At 56.7% G+C, this 17,493-nt stretch carries 19 protein-coding genes; 15 read left to right on the top strand and 4 right to left on the bottom strand.

Annotated features, from left to right (window positions below; genetic code table 11):
• Positions 1–17 precede the first annotated feature (17 nt).
• Positions 18–914: a LysR family transcriptional regulator gene (locus Q0816_RS09360; RefSeq protein WP_298849742.1), complete on the top strand. Its 897-nt coding sequence runs from the start codon at positions 18–20 to the stop codon at positions 912–914.
• A gap of 4 nt (positions 915–918) precedes the next feature.
• Here the strand turns inward: Q0816_RS09360 and irrA are convergent, their stop codons facing one another.
• Entirely contained in the window at positions 919–1,335 is a 417-nt protein-coding gene (irrA, locus tag Q0816_RS09355; RefSeq protein WP_298849740.1) for an iron response transcriptional regulator IrrA, read from the bottom strand.
• A gap of 187 nt (positions 1,336–1,522) precedes the next feature.
• Between irrA and fabA the strand changes: the two genes are divergently transcribed.
• The 4 genes from fabA to Q0816_RS09335 are packed head-to-tail and all read left to right on the top strand — an operon-like array spanning position 1,523 to position 4,328.
• Positions 1,523–2,032 carry a bifunctional 3-hydroxydecanoyl-ACP dehydratase/trans-2-decenoyl-ACP isomerase gene (fabA, locus tag Q0816_RS09350; protein WP_298849739.1) on the top strand — a complete coding sequence of 170 codons (510 nt, stop codon included), beginning with the start codon at positions 1,523–1,525 and terminating at the stop codon, positions 2,030–2,032.
• A 31-nt stretch (positions 2,033–2,063) separates the two neighbouring features.
• A complete protein-coding gene (gene fabB, locus Q0816_RS09345; RefSeq protein WP_298849737.1) occupies positions 2,064–3,293 on the top strand; it encodes a beta-ketoacyl-ACP synthase I in 1,230 nt (409 codons plus the stop codon).
• Positions 3,294–3,298: 5 nt separating this feature from the next.
• On the top strand, positions 3,299–4,090 hold the full coding sequence (locus Q0816_RS09340) for an enoyl-ACP reductase (protein WP_298849735.1): 792 nt from the start codon (positions 3,299–3,301) through the stop codon (positions 4,088–4,090).
• A gap of 58 nt (positions 4,091–4,148) precedes the next feature.
• A complete protein-coding gene (locus Q0816_RS09335; RefSeq protein WP_298849733.1) occupies positions 4,149–4,328 on the top strand; it encodes a hypothetical protein in 180 nt (59 codons plus the stop codon).
• A 33-nt stretch (positions 4,329–4,361) separates the two neighbouring features.
• Here the strand turns inward: Q0816_RS09335 and Q0816_RS09330 are convergent, their stop codons facing one another.
• On the bottom strand, positions 4,362–4,790 hold the full coding sequence (locus tag Q0816_RS09330) for a peptidylprolyl isomerase (protein ID WP_298849731.1): 429 nt from the start codon (positions 4,788–4,790) through the stop codon (positions 4,362–4,364).
• A 126-nt stretch (positions 4,791–4,916) separates the two neighbouring features.
• On the opposite strand from Q0816_RS09330, the gene Q0816_RS09325 reads away from it, so the two are divergent.
• The 9 genes from Q0816_RS09325 to Q0816_RS09285 all read left to right on the top strand — a co-directional run bounded on the left by Q0816_RS09325 (position 4,917) and on the right by Q0816_RS09285 (position 13,108).
• Entirely contained in the window at positions 4,917–5,603 is a 687-nt protein-coding gene (locus Q0816_RS09325) for a haloacid dehalogenase type II (protein ID WP_298849729.1), read from the top strand.
• On the top strand, positions 5,603–6,433 hold the full coding sequence (locus Q0816_RS09320; RefSeq protein ID WP_298849727.1) for an alpha/beta hydrolase: 831 nt from the start codon (positions 5,603–5,605) through the stop codon (positions 6,431–6,433). Before Q0816_RS09325 ends, Q0816_RS09320 begins: the two co-directional genes overlap by 1 nt.
• Positions 6,430–7,404, top strand: coding sequence for a threonine/serine dehydratase (locus tag Q0816_RS09315; protein ID WP_298849725.1), 975 nt, complete (start codon positions 6,430–6,432; stop codon positions 7,402–7,404). Before Q0816_RS09320 ends, Q0816_RS09315 begins: the two co-directional genes overlap by 4 nt.
• Positions 7,405–7,464: 60 nt before the next feature.
• A complete protein-coding gene (gene pcaD / locus Q0816_RS09310) occupies positions 7,465–8,253 on the top strand; it encodes a 3-oxoadipate enol-lactonase (RefSeq protein WP_298849723.1) in 789 nt (262 codons plus the stop codon).
• A 12-nt stretch (positions 8,254–8,265) separates the two neighbouring features.
• Complete coding sequence (locus tag Q0816_RS09305) at positions 8,266–8,979, top strand: alpha/beta fold hydrolase (protein ID WP_298849721.1); 714 nt, start codon at positions 8,266–8,268, stop codon at positions 8,977–8,979.
• A gap of 100 nt (positions 8,980–9,079) precedes the next feature.
• Entirely contained in the window at positions 9,080–10,279 is a 1,200-nt protein-coding gene (locus Q0816_RS09300) for a TCR/Tet family MFS transporter (protein ID WP_298849719.1), read from the top strand.
• Positions 10,280–10,361: 82 nt separating this feature from the next.
• On the top strand, positions 10,362–11,456 hold the full coding sequence (locus Q0816_RS09295) for a Zn-dependent alcohol dehydrogenase (protein WP_298849717.1): 1,095 nt from the start codon (positions 10,362–10,364) through the stop codon (positions 11,454–11,456).
• 19 nt (positions 11,457–11,475) lie between these two features.
• Complete coding sequence (locus Q0816_RS09290) at positions 11,476–12,708, top strand: mandelate racemase/muconate lactonizing enzyme family protein (protein ID WP_298849715.1); 1,233 nt, start codon at positions 11,476–11,478, stop codon at positions 12,706–12,708.
• A gap of 112 nt (positions 12,709–12,820) precedes the next feature.
• Complete coding sequence (locus Q0816_RS09285) at positions 12,821–13,108, top strand: helix-turn-helix transcriptional regulator (protein WP_298849925.1); 288 nt, start codon at positions 12,821–12,823, stop codon at positions 13,106–13,108.
• Between the two features lie 3 nt (positions 13,109–13,111).
• Here Q0816_RS09285 and Q0816_RS09280 read toward each other — a convergent pair whose 3' ends face one another.
• Positions 13,112–16,045 carry an ABC transporter transmembrane domain-containing protein gene (locus Q0816_RS09280; protein WP_298849713.1) on the bottom strand — a complete coding sequence of 978 codons (2,934 nt, stop codon included), beginning with the start codon at positions 16,043–16,045 and terminating at the stop codon, positions 13,112–13,114.
• 308 nt (positions 16,046–16,353) lie between these two features.
• Between Q0816_RS09280 and Q0816_RS09275 the strand changes: the two genes are divergently transcribed.
• Complete coding sequence (locus Q0816_RS09275) at positions 16,354–16,716, top strand: DUF3307 domain-containing protein (protein WP_298849923.1); 363 nt, start codon at positions 16,354–16,356, stop codon at positions 16,714–16,716.
• A 6-nt stretch (positions 16,717–16,722) separates the two neighbouring features.
• Here the strand turns inward: Q0816_RS09275 and Q0816_RS09270 are convergent, their stop codons facing one another.
• Entirely contained in the window at positions 16,723–17,454 is a 732-nt protein-coding gene (locus Q0816_RS09270; protein ID WP_298849709.1) for a hypothetical protein, read from the bottom strand.
• Between the last annotated feature and the right edge of the window lie 39 nt (positions 17,455–17,493).

Genomic DNA, 17,493 nt, shown 5'->3' with positions numbered 1-17,493 from the left:
AATCTACCATTAGGCTCATGTTATATGTTTCGCTACGCCAATATGAATATGTCTGCGCGGTCGGACGACGTGGCAGTCTGTCTGCGGCAGCCCAATATCTGAACGTTTCGCAACCGGCCCTTTCTACCGCGTTGACGCGTGTCGAGGCGCATCTGGGCTATCCCCTCTTCATCCGCCGCCGAGGTGCGACCATGGTGCTGACACCTCAGGGGCGCACGTTCATAGAACACGCTGAACTCCTACTGAAAGACGCAGCCCGAATCGAAGGCTCTGAAACATCGTCGCCAGAAACAACCCAGCTAAGGCTGGGCTGCTTTACCGACCTCGCTCCGTTCTTGTTGGCCCCAGCCCTTCAACATCTGCGCAATACCTTCCCAAGTGTCGCCGTCACTTATGTTGCCGGGTCCTTCGAGGGATTGCTGAACGGGTTAATTGATGGGCAGGTGGATATTGCGATTACATACGATCTTACAATGGACGCAGGGTTCGCCCGTAAGAAGTTGTTCGACAGCACGCCGAAAGCACTGATGTCCCCAGACCATCCTCTGGCGACAGCCAGCAATGTCACCTTGGCCGAGTTAGAAAGCTATCCGCTGATTCTGTCTGCGGAGGGCCTGTCCGCCCAACACATTCTTGGCCTGTTCCGGCAAAACGGCCTGCGCCCGACCGTCGCGCATCGGGCGGCATCCCTTGAAATTCAACGCAGCCTTGCCGCTCATGGTGAGGGGATCGGGATCAGCTATGCCAGCCCACCCAGTACCTTCAGCTATGACAAAAAGCGTCTGGTCAGTGTACCGATCACCGATCAGGATGCTGCAGAATCCGTTGTTCTTGCGCGGCATGGCACGGGCCCTGCTGACCCGATCATTGATCAGGCCGAGCGTGTATTGTCAGACAAGCTGAATGGCGCCTGAATCGTCACTTCTTGCGCAAGCGGATAACAACATCGACAGACGCAATCTCGACACCTTCCGGCGCTTCGGGAAGGCGCTGGATGACCAGTTGATCCGACGGCGCATCACTCAGCCTTGCGTCATCTTCCCAATAGAAATGTGGATGATCATGCGTATTCGTGTCGAAATAGCTCTTCGATCCGTCGACCGTGATTTCCTGCAGAACACCGGCGTCACAGAATGCGCGCAGGGTATTGTAGACCGTCGCCAAAGACACGGCATCCCCGTTTGTCTTAGCCGATTCAAACAGGCTTTCGGCGGTGACATGACGATGGCGGCCGTCGCCAACCAGAAGTTCAGCCAGCGCCACGCGCTGACGCGTCGGTCGTAAGCCGGCATTCACCAGCCAACCCGTTGCAATTTCGCGGCTCTGAGGTGTCATCGATCCGATACCCATAGTTGCTGCTATTATATATAGGGGCGCATCACCATCAATTTCAAATGAAATTCATTCGCAAAGAACACCGTATACACAACATGATGTGGCGCGCTGCTCTTGCAGGACCTTGCAAACGGGTGTTAGACGAGGCCAGATATAAAGACAGACCCCAGGCAGGAAAGGCGGCAGAATGGCCCAGTTCCCAAGCAGTTTTGACAAAAATGATCTGCTGAAATGCGCCCGCGGCGAATTATTCGGCCCTGGCAACGCGCAATTGCCCGCCCCGCCAATGCTAATGATGGATCGGATCACCGATATCTCGGGCGATGGTGGCCTGCACGGAAAAGGCCACGTTTTGGCTGAATTCGACATCACCCCTGACCTTTGGTTCTTTGACTGTCATTTTCCCGGCAACCCGATCATGCCAGGTTGTCTGGGCCTTGACGGGCTGTGGCAACTGACCGGATTCAACCTTGGTTGGCGTGGATGGCAGGGGCGTGGCATGGCCGTTGGCGTCGGCGAGGTGAAACTGACCGGCATGGTCCGTCCGGACCGCAAGATGCTGACATATAAAATTGATTTCAAGAAAGCGATTCAGACACGCCGCCTGACGATGGGTGTGGCAGATGGCATCGTCGAAGCCGATGGTGAGATGATTTATGATGTCAAAGACATGAAGGTCGTTCTTTCCGAGGCCTGAGCCTGACCGGCCCGAAACAAGGAGTGCGCACATGCGTCGAGTAGTCGTCACCGGTCTGGGGGTTGTGTCCTCGATCGGGAACAATGTCGAAGAGGTTCTGGCCTCACTCAAAGCCGGCAAATCCGGGATCGTGGCCAATGAGCAGATGGTCGAACATGGCTTTCGCAGCCAGATCGCCGGTACGCTCAAGATCGACGTAACCCAGCATGTAGACAAGCGCACGCTGCGCTTCATGGGCCCCGGCGCAGCCTATGCCCATATCGCCATGACTCAAGCGATTGCAGATTCCGGCCTGACTGAAGATCAGGTGGTTCACCCGCGCACAGGTTTGGTTGCCGGATCGGGTGGCCCATCGACAAGCGCCATGTTGACGGCGCATCAGACTGTGCTGAAAACAGGCGCGACCAAGCGGATCGGGCCGTTTGCGGTTCCGAAATGCATGTGCTCGACCATTTCTGCCAACCTGGCGACCGCATTCAAGATCAAAGGTATCAACTATTCGATCACCTCGGCCTGTTCGACTTCGCTGCATTGCATCGGCAATGCTGCAGAACAGATCATGCTGGGCAAACAAGACGTGATGTTCGCAGGCGGCGGCGAAGAGCTGGACTGGACACTGTCCTGTCTGTTCGACGCGATGGGCGCGATGTCGTCGAAATACAACGACACGCCGGAAAAGGCTTCACGCGCATTCGACGAAAACCGGGACGGGTTCGTGATTTCCGGCGGCGGCGGTATCGTTGTTCTGGAAGAGCTGGACCATGCGCTGGCCCGCGGCGCGAAAATTTACGCCGAAGTTACGGGTTACGCAGCAACGTCAGACGGTCACGACATGGTAGCCCCTTCAGGTGAGGGCGGTGAGCGCGCGATGCGTCTCGCCTTGGATACCCTGCCCGAGGGCCGCGAAGTCGGTTACATCAACGCCCACGGCACCTCGACCCCGGTCGGGGATGTAGGTGAGGTTGAGGCCGTGCGCCGTATCTTTGGCGAAGGCAAGGTACCACCGATTTCTTCGACCAAGTCGATGACCGGCCATGCACAGGGTGCGGCGGGCGCGCTTGAGGCGATCTTCTGTCTGCTGATGCTGGACAACGACTTTATTACACCGTCGATTAATGTCGACACTCTTGCCGACGGCATCGAGCCCGGTGAAATTGCAACTCAAGTGGTTGAAAACGCAGGATTGGACAGTGTCATGACCAACAGCTTCGGCTTTGGCGGCACCAACGGGTCCATGATTCTGTCAAAGTATAACGGGTGAATGTGATGTCGGATCTTCTCAAGGGTAAACGCGGCTTGATCATGGGCGTGGCCAATGACCGCTCGATTGCGTGGGGCATTGCCAAGGCCATGCACGAGGCCGGCGCCGAACTGGCTTTCACCTATCAGGGCGAAGCATTCGGCAAACGGCTGGAACCGTTGGCGCAGAGCCTGGGCAGCGACTTTATGGTCGATGCAGACGTCACCGACGACGAGTCGCTGGACCGCGCCTTTGGCGAATTGGCAGAGCGCTGGCCCACCATCGACTTCGTGGTTCATGCCATCGCTTATTCGGACAAGTCTGAACTGACAGGGCGGTTCCTGAATACCACGCGGGCAAACTTCAAACACTCGATGGATGTCTCGGCTTATTCTTTCATCGAAGTCGCGCGCCGCGCATATCCGATGATGAAGGATAATGGCGGCTCTTTGCTGACCCTGACCTATCAGGGGTCAAATCGGGTTGTTCCGAACTACAACGTTATGGGCGTTGCCAAAGCTGCGCTGGAATCGGCGACGCGCTATCTGGCCAATGATCTGGGACCCGATGGCATCCGCGTGAACGCCATTTCGCCGGGGCCCATGAAAACTCTCGCAGGTGCAGCGATTGGCGGTGCCCGCAGGACCTACAAATTCTGCGATCAGAACGCACCGATGCGGTCGAATGCAACACTTGAGGCAGTTGGCGGAACCGCTGTGTACCTGACTTCGGATGCCGGTACCTGCACATCGGGTGAAATCATCCGCGTCGACGGTGGTTTCCACGTACTCGGTATGCCCCAACCCGAAGCCATGTGACCATATCTTTCCCTGCCGCTGCCAAGATTTCACCATCTTTGCACGGCAGGACTTGCATATGAGCAAGTTAGATCAAATCATTGCAAACAATGCACGCGCAACGCAAAGCCGGCGTAAATCCGGTTTTCTCGGCCAACGGGCCAGAGTGCTGTTGCTTACTCTGACGACACTGTTGCTGGTGTTTGTCTTCTTCACTCAACCACAGGTGCGTGCCGCGATTGAATCCCTGACCGGCTGATGTCCGGGCCGGAAAATCGGCCCGAACCGCGTCTCAGTCGATTGAGACAACTTCGATCTCGAAAATCAGGTCTTGCCCTGCCAGCGGATGATTTGCGTCCAGCGTCACAGTTGCGTCGTTTGCGTCTACGACCGTTACCGGTACGGCCTGACCGTCCGGTGTCTGCATCTGCAACTGCGTACCGGGATCCAGCGGAATGTCGCCCGGAATGCCCTCGCGGGGAATTTCCTGCCTCATCGCTGGGTTGATCGGGCCGTAAGCGTCCGTGCAGGCAATTTCGACCCGTTTCTTATCCCCGGCGGACAGACCAGGCATGGCGCTGTCCAGACCCGGGATGATCTGACCCGATCCAACCACGAACTCCAGCGGATCGCGCCCGTCCGAGCTGTCAAAGACTTTGCCGTCCAGCAGCGTCCCGGTGTAGTGGATGCGAACCGTGTCGCCCTGTTTGATTTCGGTCATCGTGGCCTCCGGCCGTTCTAGGGAATTAGGCGGCCAACCCTAGAGGTTGACACAATGTTGTAAACCCTTGGCCCTTTCACCCCTTAACGCGTTGTGCCAACCTGCGCGCAATCAGAGGAGGATCATATGGCGATCACGACCTGCGTGTTCGATGCCTATGGAACACTATTCGACGTCGCGGCGGCCGCACGTCAAGCGGCAGACGAGCCGGGGTTTGAAGCCCTGAAGGAAAAATGGCCCGCCGTCGCAGGGCATTGGCGTCTGAAACAACTGCAATACACATGGCTCCGTGCCGTGGCAGATGCGCATGCGGATTTCTGGGACGTCACGCAAGACGGGCTGGATTGGGCGCTGGAGGTCGCAGGCTTGCAGGGCGATCCGAAGTTACGCCAGCGTCTGCTTGATCTGTATTGGGAATTGCAGGCCTATCCTGAAGTTCCCGCCATGTTGAAAGCCCTCAAGGATGGCAGGCTGCAGACAGCCATCCTGTCCAACGGCTCGCCCCCAATGCTGGACGGCGCTGTGCAATCCGCTGGTATTGGCGATGTATTGGATGATGTTCTGTCGGTTGAAAGCGTTGGGGTCTTCAAACCCCATTCGAGCGTCTATGATCTTGTACAGGACAGGTTTGGCTGCGCCCGCGACGAAGTGCTGTTCGTCAGTTCGAATGGTTGGGACGCCGCCGGTGCCAGTGGCTATGGCTTTGTGACCGCCTGGGTCAACCGGATCGGCGAACCGATGGATCGGCTGCCGTGGACACCTGCGCATGTCTTGTCCGATTTGACCTCGATTCCGAAACTGGCGGGCCTTTGATGCCAGACTTCACTACTTCGGACGGCAGGCGCGTCTATTACGAGGAGACCGGCACCGGTACACCGCTTCTATGCTTGGCCGGGCTAACCAGAAACAGCGGCGACTTTTCGTTCTTTGCTCCTCATGCCGTTGGTCTGCGCATGATTGCGATGGATTACAGGGGGCGCGGCCGTTCTGAATACGATCCCGATTTCATGAACTATAACATCTTTCGCGAATCTCATGACGCGATTGAGCTGTTGGATGTTCTGGGTATTGAAAAAGCGGTCATACTGGGCACTTCGCGCGGCGGGCTGATTGCCATGGCGCTGGCCGCAAGCCATCCCGAGCGTCTGGCCGGTGTGATCCTGAATGACGTTGGGCCGGTCATCGAGCCGTCGGGAATTGCAAAGATCATGGCTTATGTGGGCGCACAACCCAGTGCGAAAACCTATGACGAGGCTGCTGCCGTCCTGAAACACGTTATGGAGCCACAGTTCCCCGGAGTTCCGCTGGAAACCTGGCGCGAACAGGCTGAAAATCAGTACGAAAAGCTAGCCGACGGGCTGAAACTGCGGTACGACGCGGCACTGCGCAATGCTCTGATTGAGCAAGCTGCAAGCGGGGCGACGCCGGATTTATGGATGTTCTTCGAAGCTTTGCGCGACATTCCCACCGGCGTGATCCGGGGCGCGAATTCGGATGTTCTGGGCGTGGCAACCCTGGGTGAGATGCACAGCCGTCATCCGGGTCTGATCTCGGTCGACGTTCCCGATCGCGGACATGTTCCGTTTCTGAACGAACCCCAATCCCTGGACCTGATACAAAAGGTATTGAAGAACGCCGCATGAGTACAATCGAGATGATCGAAGCCGCCGCAGAACGGCTGAAGGGACATGCACGCGAAACGCCGATCCTGTCTTCTCCTTTTCTTGACACGCTTGCGGGGCGCCGGATTTGGATCAAACCGGAATGCCTGCAGCATACAGGCAGTTTCAAGTTTCGGGGGGCGTGGTCAGCTATTTCCGCTTTGGAAGAGGCCGATCGCAAGCGAGGTGTAATCGCCTATTCCTCGGGCAACCACGCGCAGGGCGTTGCGATGGCCGCATCGAAACACGGCATTGCCTCGGTCATTGTCATGCCGTCGGACGCGCCGCAATTAAAGATCGAAAATACGCGTGTGCTGGGCGGGGAAGTCGTTTTATACGATCGCGCAAATGAAAGCCGGGAAGAGATTGGTGAAGCCATCGCAGCCGAGCGTGGCCTGACTCTGATCCGCCCTTATGACGAACCCCAAGTCATCGCCGGGCAAGGCACGACTGGGCTCGAAATAGCCCGACAGGCTGCGGAACTTGGGGTTTCCCATGCGGATGTGCTAGTCTGTTGCGGTGGCGGAGGTCTGACCTCGGGCATCGCACTGGCGCTGGAAAAGCATGCACCCAACCTGCGGGCGCGTCCGTGTGAGCCAGAAGGGTTCGATGACGTCAAACGATCATTGGCATCCGGTCGAATTCAAAACAACAACGCGGCTTCGGGCAATATCTGCGATGCAATCCTGACACCGCAACCCGGCGACATTACATTTCCGATCCTCCACCGTCTTTGCGGACCGGGATTGTCGGTTACCGAAGAAGAAGCCTTGCACGCCATGGCGCTGGCCTTCCTGCGTCTGAAAATCGTATTGGAGCCCGGCGGTGCGGTGGCATTGGCCGCAGCCGTGTTTCGAGGCGACGAGATCGAGGGCGACGATGTGATCGTTGTCACATCGGGCGGGAATGTCGATCCGGGGATTTTTGCTAACGCGTTGGAATTCCTGACCTGACAGGCGCACCAAAGCTGTGCAAATTGCACCTTGAACACCATGACGACAAGGACCTGAGTCATGAAGATCGCTGATCTGGGCGACGTGAAACTGAATTATCGTATCGACGGCCCTGCGGACGGTGCACCATTGGTGTTTGCCAATTCCTTGGGAACCAACCTGCACCTTTGGGACACGGTGTTGCCGCACCTGCCCGACGGTCTGCGCATCATCCGATATGACAAGCGCGGTCACGGACAATCCTCGGTGCCGCCTGCGCCGTACTCCATGGGTGCGTTGATTCGCGATACCGAGACGCTGCTGGATTACCTGCAGGTTCGCGATAGCGTCTTTGTTGGTCTTTCCATTGGTGGGATGATTGCGCAAGGGCTTGCGGTCAAACGCATGGACCAAATCCGTGCTTTGGTTCTGTCGAACACAGCCGCCAAGATCGCCACGCCTTCGATTTGGGAAGAGAGAATTCAAGCCATCCGCAAAGGCGGGATCGAGGCTCTGGCCGATGCCACGATGGAACGTTGGTTTTCCCGTGAGTTCCGAAACGCCGAAAACCATATTCCATGGCGCGACATGATGGTCAGCCAACCGGTTGACGGGTATCTCGGTTGTTGCGCAGCTATCGCCGGCACCGACTTCTATACACCCACAAGCGGTCTGCGGCTGCCGACGCTTGGGATTGCCGGCAGCGAAGACGGATCGACGCCGCCCGACTTGATGCGCGAAACCGTTGATCTGATCCCCGGATCCCGGTTCGAGCTGATCCGCCGTGCCGGGCATTTGCCTTGCGTTGAAAAACCCACGGAATATGCAGCAATCCTGACCCGGTATCTGACCGAAATCGGACATGTCTGAAGGAGAACAGCAATGGCGTCCTTCCTGTTGATCCACGGTTCCTGTCACGGCGCCTGGTGCTGGCGCGATCTGATTCCCGCACTAGAGGCCCAAGGTCATACCGCCCGAGCAATCGACATGCCAAGCCATGGTGCAGACCCCACACCAGTGGCCGAGGTCACGCTGGAAAGCTGCCGCGATGCCATTTTGAACGCCTGCACGCCAGACACAATTGTCGTGGGCCACTCCTGGGGCGGCTATCCGATCAGTGCAGCTGCCGAAGCGCAGCCAGACGCCATGCACGCCCTGATTTACCTGTGCGCCTATGTCCCTCAGGATGGTCTTTCGATGGCTGAGATGCGCAGACGCGGGCCACAACAAACCATCGCTCACGCGGTAGAGAAATCTGCAGACGGGTTATCTTACACCGTGTCTGTGGATGCTATTCCGAAGCTGTTTTTTCACGATTGCTCGGACGATATCCTGCCATACGCGTATGCGCGACTGTGTCCGCAGGCCATCCGCCCACAGGAAACACCGCTGCCCGTCGGTCCGCGCTTTGCCAAAGTTGCTAAGGCCTATATCCGAACAACTGACGACCGCACGATCCCAACCGAATATCAGGCACAGATGAGCGCCTGCGTTCCTGAAAGTCTTCGACGCACAATCAATAGCTCACATTCACCGTTTTTTTCACATCCGCAGGAATTGGCAGGGCTTTTTACTGAACTGGCAAGCAAACTTTAGCGACCTGTCGCAACGGCATCGGGGATGATGGCGAACTCTCTCTTCCCTCATCTCCTCAGCATGCCTAGGGTGCCGCTCACAATTCACTTGTTCAGGTCCCATGCGTCTGCCGTTTTTCTTCATTCTCAGTATCGTCATGATCGACGCCATGGGTATTGGTCTTGTGATGCCGATCATGCCGCAACTGATTGTCGAAGTTCAGGGTGGCACATTGGCCAATGCCGCGATCTGGGGCGGCGTGCTGAGTACGGCGTTTGCCGCGATGCAGTTCGTCTTCGGGCCAATTCTGGGAAATCTGTCGGACGCTTACGGGCGCAGAACCGTATTGCTGGTGTCACTCTTCGTCATGGCGCTGGACTATATCGTCATGGCCGTGGCGGGCGGTATCTGGCTTTTACTTGTCGGTCGTATTGTTGGTGGCATCACGGCAGCTACTCATTCGACTGCGGCGGCTTTCATGGCAGACGTGTCCGATCCCAAAGATAAGGCCGCAAACTTTGGCCTTCTGGGCGCGGCTTTTGGCGTGGGTTTCGTCCTGGGGCCGGTGATCGGAGGATTGCTTAGCGAATATGGCACCCGTGCACCGTTCTGGGCGGCAGCAGGGCTAGCGGCGCTGACCTTTTGCGTTGGTTATTTCGTGATGCCCGAAACTGTCACTGACAAAAACCGGCGTGCTTTCAGTCTGCGGCGCGCAAACCCGGTGAACTCGCTTCGCGCCATTGCCGCTTTGCCCGGCATCCGGCCAATGCTGTGGGTGTATTTCCTGTATTCGGTTTCGATCTACGTCTATCCCGCAATCTGGTCTTACTTTACCACCGAGCGGTTCGGTTGGTCACCGCAGATGATCGGCCTGTCACTTGGTGTCTACGGTATTGGCATGGCCGTCGTGCAGGGCGGACTGATCCGCCCTGCCATCCGCTTACTGGGCGAGCGGGGCACCGTCATTTATGGAATGGTTTTTGAAATCATAAGTTTCGCCATTCTGGCCTTTCTGACCAACGGCCTTATTGCGCTGCTGCTCATCCCGATCACTGCCATCGGGGCGGTAATCACGCCGGCCCTTCAGGCAATGATGTCAAAGGCCACACCGGATTCGCAACAGGGGGAATTGCAGGGCGTCCTGACTGCGTTGCACGCTCTTTCCATGGTGATCTCGCCGTTGGTGATGACCAGCGTGTTCGCACAGTTTATTCGACCCGACACCCCGCTCTACCTGCCCGGAGCACCCTTCCTGCTGGCACTTGTATTGATGCTGGCGGGATTCCTGATGTTTCGCCGAACCCGGCCTGTCATAGCGTAACAACGACATACAAATGGCGATTTCGGCCTTGCGAGCCGCCTTTTCCCGCGCCACCGTGAACCCAACGGGAATGAGGGAAAACATGCAAACAATCAAAGCCGCAGTCTGCCGGGCATTTGGCGAGCCACTGGTGATCGAAGAGGTTCAGCTGGCACCCCCCGGCACGGGCGAGGTCGAAGTGACGCTGGACGCCGTGGCCATCTGTCATTCAGACATATCATTTGCCGAAGGGGCATGGGGTGGATTTCTGCCCGCCGTATACGGGCACGAGGCTGCAGGCGTGATCAGCGCAGTTGGAGAAGCCGCGGGAGATTTCAAAGTCGGTGACCCTGTAGTCGTGACTCTGATCCGTGCCTGCGGGTCTTGCCCTTCCTGCGCTGGCGGTCAGCCGACAATTTGCGAAACACCGTACGATACTGTCAAAGGCCCATTGAAAACCAGTGACGGCGGTCCGCTGGAGCAGGCGATGGCTTGTGGTGCCTTTGCGGAAAAAGTCGTGGTAAGCCATCGGCAGATCGTCAAAATTCCCGAATACCTGCCTAAAGAACTGGCCAGCCTACTGTCTTGCGGGGTGATCACCGGGATCGGTGCTGCGGTGAACGCGGCAGACCTGCGCCCCGGTCAGGACGTAGTGGTCATCGGCGCAGGCGGCGTTGGGCTGAACGCCATTCAGGGCGCGCGGATTGCAGGCGCACGGCGGATTGTGGCCGTAGACATGACCGAAGAAAAGCTTGAGATCGCCAAGGAGTTCGGCGCGACCCACGGTGTATTGGCCAGTTTGGATCAGCCATGGAAAGCCGCTTACAAGGCGCTTGGCGGGCGCGGCGCGGATGCGGTATTGATCACGGTCGGCGCGATCCCTGCCTATGACCAGGCCCCGCGCTATCTCGGCCGTGGCGGCAAGGCGATCATGATCGGGATGCCGCATTCTGGAGACATGGCCAGTTATGAACCCGTGGTGCTGGCAGCCCTTGGTCAGGGCGTGGTTGGATCGAAAATGGGCGATGTGGTTATCCAACGCGATATACCGTGGATGGTGGACCTGTATGAACAGGGGCGTTTGAAACTGGATGAGCTGATCTCGGGCCGCTGGTCACTGGATCAGATCAACGAGGCCATCGCCGACACCAAAACCGGATCGGCCAAGCGCAATGTGATCCTGTTCGACAGGACCTGACCCACCGAAAGGATTTGGGATGAAACTGCAGGATCTCGACATCATCGTTACTGCCCCGCCTGCTCCGGGCTGGGGTGGGCGCTACTGGATACTTGTCAAAGTGACAACAGATACCGGCATCACCGGCTGGGGCGAATGCTATGCCTCCTCTGTCGGGCCAGAGGCGATGCGCCACGTCATTCGGGATGTGTTTGAACGGCATATGCTGGGCGAGAACCCTGAAAACATCGAGCTCATGTTCCGTCGCGCCTATTCCAGTGGCTTTACGCAACGCCCTGACCTGACGGTGATGGGTGCATTCTCTGGGCTGGAAATCGCCTGTTGGGATATTCTGGGCAAAGATCGAAATCGACCGGTCTATGCTCTGCTGGGCGGCAGGATGAACAATCGCATCCGGGCCTATACTTACCTTTATCCCCTGGCCCAGCACAACCTGGACGAATTCTGGACCTCTCCCGAACAGGCGGGCGAATCGGCTGCCGAAATGGTACGCCGTGGTTACACCGCCGTGAAATTCGACCCGGCTGGCCCCTATACGATCCGTGGTGGCCACATGCCTGCGATGAGCGACATTTCCATGTCCGTCGCCTTCTGCAAGGCGATCCGCGAAGCAGTGGGCGACAAGGCCGATCTGTTGTTCGGCACACATGGTCAGTTCAACACCGCCGGAGCCATTCGGCTGGGGCAAGCGTTAGAGCCGCTCCAGCCGCTTTGGTTTGAAGAACCCACGCCGCCCGACATGATCGAAGATATGGCCCGCGTCGCCCGCAACGTCCGCATCCCGGTTGCTACCGGAGAACGGATGACCACAAAGGCCGAGTTTGGAGCCGTCCTACGCGCCGGAGCTGCCGAAATCCTGCAACCGGCGCTGGGCCGTGCAGGTGGAATTTGGGAGATGAAGAAAGTCGCGGCCATGGCCGAGATCTTCAATGCACAGATGGCACCGCATCTTTATGCCGGTCCTGTAGAATGGGCCGCCAATATCCATCTGGCAGCTTCAATTCCCAATCTGCTGCTTTTGGAAACCATCGAAACACCGTTCCATGATCAACTGATCAAGGGATCAATCCGAATCGAGGATGGGTTTGTCATTGCCCCGACCGCTCCGGGCCTTGGGATCGATGTCGACGAAGACCTGGCCCGTGCGCATCCATACAAGGGGAACGAGTTGCATCTGCAAATGCAGGAAGACCCGTGTGATTACGTTAACGGCAACGCATTTCAAGGAGGCGCTCCGGCAACCGAGGGGTGACAACACCCTTAGCTTTGATGCATATTAGCACCATAAAAAGCTGAATAACGGTCATAAAGTGGCACTCAGAGAAACCGATCCTCAGGCACATACCACGGACACCCTGTCAGACATGAAAGATAACGCTACCCGCGCGGCTGCGTTTCTCAAGACTCTGGCGCATGAGGGGCGCCTTATGATCTTGTGTCATCTCGGCAGCGGCGAGAAATCTGTAGGCCAACTAGAAGAATTGCTTCAGTTGCGGCAGGCCGCAGTCAGCCAGATGCTGGCCCGCTTGCGCGAGGAAGAGTTGGTTTCGACGCGCCGGGACGGCAAAACGATCTATTATTCTTTGCGCGATGGAAATACCGAACAGGTGATCGGTCTGCTCTATGATCTGTTCTGCAATCCGGACAACTGATCGCTAGTTGGACACATAGCCCGCAATAACCTGCAACAGCTTGAACGCGGTCGCGGCATCGTTTTCTACCACGGCCAGGAATTCTTCCTCACCGATCCGCAGGCAGGACAGCTGGGTTTCAGCTACCATGCTCAGCGCACGTGGTTCTTTTCGGATCAGACCCAACTCACCCACCAAAGCGCCGGGTCCGACCTTGGTGATCAATTGGTCCGCCCCTTGGTCCTGCGGCAGGTACAGGCCAGCTTCGCCCGCCAACACAACATAGGCGCCATCTGTCGGCTGATCGTCTTTCAAGAACACAACCTGCCCCGGTGCGGCATCGAACCAGCGGGCACCAAAAGCCAGCAGGCGCAGCTGTCGTCGGTCAAGACCCGAAAACAAAGGTGTCTGTTCCAATGCACGTAATTTCCGCGCCAAATCTGCCGAAGCTGCGCTGTCTTCCTCCACGTCCACGGGCCCCCCGTCCGAAACCACACGACCTTGTCTGACTTCCGCGAACATGTCGAATACATCCGGGTTTTCGAATTGATCATTCAGGTAGATGACCGTGGTTTCCGGCAATAGCTCGCGCAACTTTTTGTAAACGGCCACCTGCGTTTTCATGTCATAGCTGGCCAACGCGTTTTCCAGGATCAGAATATCCGGTTTCTTGATCGCTGCACGGGTAAAGGCCAGCGGTTCGGCGAACACCGCGGGAAGGTTCTGGCCACCCAATGCGACCGGTACATCATAGATCAATTCAGTGACCAACGGGCGCGCGCCGTTCTCGGCCAGCACGTCAACAATCAGCTTGCGAGCCTCATCCGAGCGGGCACCTCCAATCTGACTGACTTTTCCGAACAGCGCGTTTTCCATAACTGTCAAACCAGGTGCAAAGGCATTCGGGTCCAACGGAACAAAGACATCATGCAATCGCTCCAACAGCTTGGCGGAATGGGTGCGCCGCAGTTCGAGGATTCGATCTTTCAACTCGTCCGTGAATGCAGGCCCGATCTGCTCCGCCGAGATCACAAAGGGTACGGCCAGCATATTCGCCAGTTGTTCGTCATCCAGCCCCGATATGCCCTCTTTACGAGTGAGTTCAACCAGCTCTACCGCCGCCTCATAGGTCTTTGCATCAAGGCCAAGCTTGCGGAACAACGGATGATCTGTTCCGTCAAACCCAAAGATCTGGCGCAACATCTCGATCACGTCTCTGGTCAGGGCAATCAGTGTTTTGTCCAGTCCCAGCTCTCGTAATTGTCCCAAAAAGACCTTTTGCTGGGCAAGCAAAGCCTGTGTCACCGGCACACAGGGTGTTGCAAAAAGCAAGTTCTCGACAACAGGCAAGGCAGGGTTGTAATCGCCTCGATCAAAGATGAGAGCCTCTTGTTCAAGGCCAGCGTCTTGAACGGCTTGCCGCACAAGAGGGCGCAGTTCGATCAGTTTCTTTGCCAGATCGGCATGGTGTATCGCGTCAAAACTCTGCTCTGCACCACGTTGGAACAAGGCAGCGCCCGACCCCACGCCATCGATCAGTTGCAACCACCAATCCCGCAACCCGGCCTCATCCTGATACCCGGCCCGGGATGGATCCAGCCAATCAACCTTGAACGGATCGGCGCTATTGCCTGCCCGCAGAGTTTCCGGAAAGCCGGGGTCATCCACGGTGTCAGACAGCGGTTTGTACCGCATCGGCATCATTACGTTGTCGCCCAGTGTTCCCTGAAACATTACCGGGCGCGACGAGGCATATCCGATGCGCGCAGCAACGATACTCTGATGCAGTTCTGACAGGTTCACGTCACCGATCCGAACCCTGCCTGCACTGGGGAGAATTTCCCGCGTCAGGACCTCGCCAATGGCGCGTCGATCCTCTTCACTGGGAGCGGCGATGCCAATTGTTTTCCCGGCAGGAAAGATCAGGTCCAGGTCGTCCAGCACCTGATTGCCATCCATGTCACGCACCGAAACATGATCCAGCACAATATCGCCGCTCAGATGCGGCCGTTCGGCAGGTTCCCCTTCAAACAAGGATTCGTCCTGCATTCCGGCCGGAGCAAAACGGTCAACGACCACATCCCAGCGCAACGACATGTCCTGGGTCTGGTTGTAGTAGGTCAGCAGCTCTTTCCACGGAGAGCTGAGATCCTTGTAAGCCGCCAATGCGGCAACCAATGCCCCCAGAGAGACAGAGCCCTGCAGCACCAACAGACCGCCAATCAGATAGAACATGAACGGCGTCAGTTGCGAGATGAAGTTGTTTATGAATTTCATAAAGAACTTCTTTTGATAAATCTCAAAACGGATGCCGAACAGTCGTCCCAATTGGTCAGAGATCATCGACCGGCGATAGCGCCAGCCTCCATTGGTCCGCAAGGTGGACGCGCCTGCCGCATTCTCACCGATTTGTGCGGCCAGCACCCGAACCTCTTGAATACGCTTTTTGTTCAGTAGGTTGATCTGGCGCTGCAGCTTAGGGATCAACCAGGCCTGTAACGGAATTAGGGCCACAGCGGCCATCCCAAACCAGACACTTTGCAAAAACAGGAAGGACAGGATCGTGATCATTTGCCCGGCCTGCAGAACCGGCTGGCTGATCGCATCACCCATCAGGCCGCCCATCGGCTCGCTTTCGGCCGTGACCATCGAAACCATCTCTCCCTGGCTGACCCTCTCGAAATAGGGTTGAGGGAAACGCAGGGCCCGACTGATCAACTGATACCGAAGACGACGCAGCATCCGTTCGCTCAGCACACCTTTCATGGTGTTGATGCGCATCTTCATCAGGCCATGAGCCAGAACCGCAGCCAGGAAGGCAATACACAAAATGACCAAAAAATTTGTCTGGGACATGGTGAAGCCCCAGATCGTCACCTCAGTGGTGGATGACCCGATCGCATCGTTGATGATGCGTTTTGGCAATTCAAGCGTAAGATAGAGCAGCGGAAACAGCATTGATGTCACGGCCAGCAGGCTCAGCTGGTCGCGTTTAGAGTATTTCCAGATAAAGCGGAAGATCGTGCGTTCTATGGAATCTGCCCCTACTGCTGACCGACGATGCGGAGTGAACGTTATGCACGCAAATTCAACAGCATGAATCTAATATCATCCAGACAAGATACGCAATTTTTTTTCCTTTTGAGAAAATTCTTAATCTAATGTGAACTAGTTCATTTACGCATACCCGTTTTGTTGCCTAAGGTTGGCGGCAGAACGATATCGGGAGGGTTCTTTTGGCTGCCAGTTTTGGCGCAGTGTTTCTTATGCTTTGTCTTTTACTGATCAAGCATATGTTCGCTGACTACTACCTCCAGACTCCGAAAATGCTGTCCGGCCGGGGCGAGTATTTTCACTTGGGACGCGCGCAACATGCTGGTGTGCATGTTGTGGGCTCTGTTGTCGTTTTGTTGATGTTCGGCGCGCCTTTGCGTTTCATCCTGATCATCGCGGCACTGGAATGGATCATCCATTTCAACATCGATTTCGTCAAAGCCCGCTATTCAGACAAAAAGCGACTCGAGCCAACTCAAGCCGCATTCTGGCGTGCGGCGGGCCTGGATCAGTTGATGCACAACCTGACATATGTGGCGATGGTTTGGGCGTGGGTTACCTTTGCTGCCGCTTGAATGGTATTAGGTCGCGTTGTCCATGGCTCCGACCCGATAGGCCGACAGCCACTTCTGATCCAAGGCGTCAATCTCTTCGGGATCGAACCGGTGCTCAACTTCCCAGTACTGCCCCGATGCAACATAATATCCCAATTTGTTTTCAGTATGCAAAGCAGCACGCATGTCGGTAAATTCGAGCAGCGGGGTGGTAGTCAGGTCGGATAAGCTGGCTGATGGAAAGACTAGCCGGCTCGGCCCGCTGGACAACCGTACGGTTCTGCACCTCTGAGCAGCTGCAAAAAGTCCCAATCGTGCTGATTTCGCCTCAAGCGAGCGCAGTGTCACATCATCTCGCAACGGGTCCGCAGCTCCGTTTCCGTAAAAATGCGTTCGCCCTGAACCTGAGTACATCATATCACAGCCAAAAAACGCCAAAATATCAGGCTTTAAGGCTGACAGCGCCCAGTAACCGGCGGTAAAGGCCATCGTTCCACCGGCATAAACGAACCCACCAAAGTCATTCTGTCTGGGGACATATTCCTCAGCAGTGACGATGCGCTGAGAGGAAGACACCTCCGCCGGGCGACGCTCGGCTGGGAAATCCTCTGGATGGATCAGGTAATCCCAATCCCTTCTGATACGCCACGCGTTGTTGATGGCGACGATATGCGTGAAGCACTCGCGCGGCCACGTCCGTGCCACCAGCGCTGAAGGAGCGCTTCCAAGGATCAAGACACTGGTCTCTTGGCAGGTCATTGTGGGGCCACCCTCGTTACCAACCCCACATGACTTAGA

The sequence above is a fragment of the uncultured Ruegeria sp. genome (assembly GCF_947497005.1).
Classification (GTDB): domain Bacteria; phylum Pseudomonadota; class Alphaproteobacteria; order Rhodobacterales; family Rhodobacteraceae; genus Ruegeria.
Note: the sequence above shows the minus strand (reverse complement) of the source record. Positions and strands in the feature narration are given on the sequence as shown.

What these genes read in the sequence shown, in the direction of transcription:
- Q0816_RS09360 (WP_298849742.1), top strand. Translation starts at nt 18, where the DNA reads ATGTTATATGTTTCGCTACGCCAATATGAATATGTCTGCGCGGTCGGA.
- irrA (WP_298849740.1), bottom strand. Translation starts at nt 1,335, where the DNA reads ATGACACCTCAGAGCCGCGAAATTGCAACGGGTTGGCTGGTGAATGCC.
- fabA (WP_298849739.1), top strand. Translation starts at nt 1,523, where the DNA reads ATGGCCCAGTTCCCAAGCAGTTTTGACAAAAATGATCTGCTGAAATGC.
- fabB (WP_298849737.1), top strand. Translation starts at nt 2,064, where the DNA reads ATGCGTCGAGTAGTCGTCACCGGTCTGGGGGTTGTGTCCTCGATCGGG.
- Q0816_RS09340 (WP_298849735.1), top strand. Translation starts at nt 3,299, where the DNA reads ATGTCGGATCTTCTCAAGGGTAAACGCGGCTTGATCATGGGCGTGGCC.
- Q0816_RS09335 (WP_298849733.1), top strand. Translation starts at nt 4,149, where the DNA reads ATGAGCAAGTTAGATCAAATCATTGCAAACAATGCACGCGCAACGCAA.
- Q0816_RS09330 (WP_298849731.1), bottom strand. Translation starts at nt 4,790, where the DNA reads ATGACCGAAATCAAACAGGGCGACACGGTTCGCATCCACTACACCGGG.
- Q0816_RS09325 (WP_298849729.1), top strand. Translation starts at nt 4,917, where the DNA reads ATGGCGATCACGACCTGCGTGTTCGATGCCTATGGAACACTATTCGAC.
- Q0816_RS09320 (WP_298849727.1), top strand. Translation starts at nt 5,603, where the DNA reads ATGCCAGACTTCACTACTTCGGACGGCAGGCGCGTCTATTACGAGGAG.
- Q0816_RS09315 (WP_298849725.1), top strand. Translation starts at nt 6,430, where the DNA reads ATGAGTACAATCGAGATGATCGAAGCCGCCGCAGAACGGCTGAAGGGA.
- pcaD (WP_298849723.1), top strand. Translation starts at nt 7,465, where the DNA reads ATGAAGATCGCTGATCTGGGCGACGTGAAACTGAATTATCGTATCGAC.
- Q0816_RS09305 (WP_298849721.1), top strand. Translation starts at nt 8,266, where the DNA reads ATGGCGTCCTTCCTGTTGATCCACGGTTCCTGTCACGGCGCCTGGTGC.
- Q0816_RS09300 (WP_298849719.1), top strand. Translation starts at nt 9,080, where the DNA reads ATGCGTCTGCCGTTTTTCTTCATTCTCAGTATCGTCATGATCGACGCC.
- Q0816_RS09295 (WP_298849717.1), top strand. Translation starts at nt 10,362, where the DNA reads ATGCAAACAATCAAAGCCGCAGTCTGCCGGGCATTTGGCGAGCCACTG.
- Q0816_RS09290 (WP_298849715.1), top strand. Translation starts at nt 11,476, where the DNA reads ATGAAACTGCAGGATCTCGACATCATCGTTACTGCCCCGCCTGCTCCG.
- Q0816_RS09285 (WP_298849925.1), top strand. Translation starts at nt 12,821, where the DNA reads ATGAAAGATAACGCTACCCGCGCGGCTGCGTTTCTCAAGACTCTGGCG.
- Q0816_RS09280 (WP_298849713.1), bottom strand. Translation starts at nt 16,045, where the DNA reads ATGCTGTTTCCGCTGCTCTATCTTACGCTTGAATTGCCAAAACGCATC.
- Q0816_RS09275 (WP_298849923.1), top strand. Translation starts at nt 16,354, where the DNA reads ATGCTTTGTCTTTTACTGATCAAGCATATGTTCGCTGACTACTACCTC.
- Q0816_RS09270 (WP_298849709.1), bottom strand. Translation starts at nt 17,454, where the DNA reads ATGACCTGCCAAGAGACCAGTGTCTTGATCCTTGGAAGCGCTCCTTCA.